Origin of the sequence: Streptomyces murinus (assembly GCF_002154555.1) — a bacterium.
Classification (GTDB): domain Bacteria; phylum Actinomycetota; class Actinomycetes; order Streptomycetales; family Streptomycetaceae; genus Streptomyces; species Streptomyces murinus.
On the sequence record NZ_MUNF01000041.1, the window covers coordinates 1 to 2,662 of the forward strand.

Sequence of the window (2,662 nt, forward strand, 5' to 3'; positions counted from 1 at the left end):
GGCGGATCCGCCCGGGCGATCGCGTGGCCGTGTGGGCGACTCCCGAGCTGGAGACCGTGGTCGCCGTCGTCGGCGTACTGCTCGCCGGTGCCGCCGCCGTGCCGCTCAACCCCAAGTCCGGGGAGAAGGAGCTGGCCCATATCGTCTCCGACAGCGCGCCGTCCCTCGTCCTCGCGGCTCCGGGCGATCAACTGCCGTCATCCCTGGGTGACTTGGAGCGCGTCGATGTCGACGTCGACGCCCGCGCGGACTTCCCGCACGCGCACCCCGAACTCCCGGACGACGCCCCCGCCCTCGTCGTCTACACCTCCGGCACCACCGGCCCGCCCAAGGGCGCCGTACTCCCCCGCCGGGCCCTCACCTCCACCCTGGACGCGCTCGCCGACGCCTGGCAGTGGACCGAGGCCGATGTGCTGGTGCACGGGCTGCCGCTCTTCCATGTGCACGGACTCGTGCTCGGCGTCCTCGGCCCGCTGCGCCGCGGCGGCTCCGTGCGGCACCTGGGAAGGTTCTCGACCCAGGGCGTGGCCCGCGCCCTGGCCGACGGCGCGACCATGCTGTTCGGGGTGCCGACGATGTACCACCGCATCGCCGAGACCCTCCCCGGCGACCCCGAGCTGGCCAAGGCGCTCGGCGGGGCCCGGCTGCTGGTCTCCGGCTCGGCCGCGCTGCCGGTCCACGACCATGAGCGGATCGCGGCGGCCACCGGACGCCGGGTCATCGAGCGGTACGGCATGACCGAGACCCTGATGAACACCAGTGTCCGCGCGGACGGGGAGGCCCGCGCGGGGACGGTCGGCGTGCCGTTGCCCGGTGTCGAGCTGCGGCTCGTGGAGGAGGACGGCAGCGAGATCGGCGCCCGCGACGGGGAGACCGTCGGGGAGATCCAGGTCCGCGGGCCCAACCTGTTCACCGAGTATCTGAACCGGCCGGACGCCACCGCCGCCGCGTTCACCGCCGACGGCTGGTTCCGCACCGGCGACATGGCCGTGCGCGAGCCGGACGGCTATGTGCGGATCGTCGGGCGCAAGGCCACCGACCTCATCAAGAGCGGCGGTTACAAGATCGGCGCGGGCGAGATCGAGAACGCGCTCCTGGAACACCCGGGCGTACGGGAGGCGGCGGTCACCGGGGAGCCGGACGCGGACCTGGGCGAGCGGATCGTCGCCTGGATCGTCCCGGCCGATCCGGAAAGCCCGCCGGGGGTGGCGGAGTTGGCCGACCATGTGGCCCGCAGGCTCGCCCCGCACAAGCGGCCCCGCGTCGTGCGCCTCCTGGACGTCCTGCCCCGCAACGACATGGGGAAGATCATGAAGCGGGCCCTCACCCCCGCGGACACCGACACCGACACCGACACCGCTACCGATGCCTGATCAGCGGCGCACCGCGCGCGAGGTGCTGGCCCTCGTCACGGACGATGGCAGCTTCACCGAACTCCCTTCCTCCGCACGGGAGTCCAGGACCGACGGCCCGCTCGGCTGGCAGGGGTACGACGCCTCGCGCGCCCGCGCCGCCGAACGCACCGGCGAGGAGGAGTCCGTCGTCTGCGGCACCGCGACGGTCGGGGGCACCCGTGCCGTGCTGATCGCCTTCGAGTTCGGCTTCCTCGGCGGCTCCCTGGGCGAACGCACCGGGGACCGGCTGGAGGGGGCGTACGCGCATGCCCGTGAACACCGGCTGCCCGTCGTGCCGTTGATCGCGACCGGGGGCAGCCGGATGCAGGAGGGCATGGTCGCGCTGACCCAACTCCAGCGGGTCGCCCGCCAGTCGGCGCTGACCCGGGCGGCGGGCCTGCCCCAGATCGCCGTGCTGCGCGACCCCACCACGGGCGGCGGCTGGGCCACCCTGGGCGCCGGCGCGGACGTCGTCCTGGCCCTCCCCGGCGTCCAAGTGGGCTTCGCCGGCTCCCGCGTCCGCCCGCCCGGCGCCGACCCGGCCGCGTACACGGCCGAGGCCCAGCTCACGGCGGGAGCGGCGGACGCGGTCGTACGGCCGCAGGACCTGAAGGGGACCCTGGGGCGGTGGCTGCGACTGCTGTCCGGAACGGATGACCGGACCTCACCCTCGCCCTCACCCTCACCCTCACCCTCGCCCATCCACGGCCCCACCCCCGACCCCGCTCCCGTCCCCGCGGCTCTCGGCTCCACCGACCTGCCCGCCACCGGCTGGGCCGCCGTCCAGCGCGCCCGCTCCCCCGAACGCCCGCGCGCGCACGCCTACTTGGACGCCTACTTCACCACCCGCGTCCACCTCAGCGGCGACCGGTGCGGCGGTACCGACCCCGACGGCATCCTCTGCGGGTTCGGTGAACATCACGGTCGTACCGTCGCGTTCGCCGCGCAGACCGGGACCGGGACGCGGCCCGCCGGGTACCGGACGGCGGCACGGCTGATCCGGCTGGCGGACCGGCTCGGGGTGCCGGTGCTGACGCTGGTGGACACCCCAGGCGCCGCGAACGACGCGGAGGCCGAGCGGCAGGGGGCCGGTGCGGCCATCGCCGAGGTGTTCGGGGCGGTGGCCGGGGCGCGGGTGCCGGTGACCACCCTGGTGATCGGCGAGGGCGGCTCCGGCGGCGCCCTCGCCCTGGCCGCGCCGGACAACACCTGGGCCACACCGGACAGTTACTTCTCGGTGATCGCCCCGGAGCTGGCGGCGGCCATCC

The 2,662-nt window shown here is 74.9% G+C and carries 2 protein-coding genes; both read left to right on the forward strand.

What is annotated here, in order from left to right; translation table 11 throughout:
- A partial coding sequence (locus CCN72_RS03385; protein ID WP_107430053.1) for an acyl-CoA synthetase occupies positions 1-1,373 on the forward strand: 1,373 nt, incomplete at its 5' end.
- The coding region (locus tag CCN72_RS03390; RefSeq protein WP_086806259.1) for a carboxyl transferase domain-containing protein at positions 1,366-2,662 on the forward strand (1,297 nt) is incomplete at its 3' end. The genes CCN72_RS03385 and CCN72_RS03390, both read left to right, overlap by 8 nt.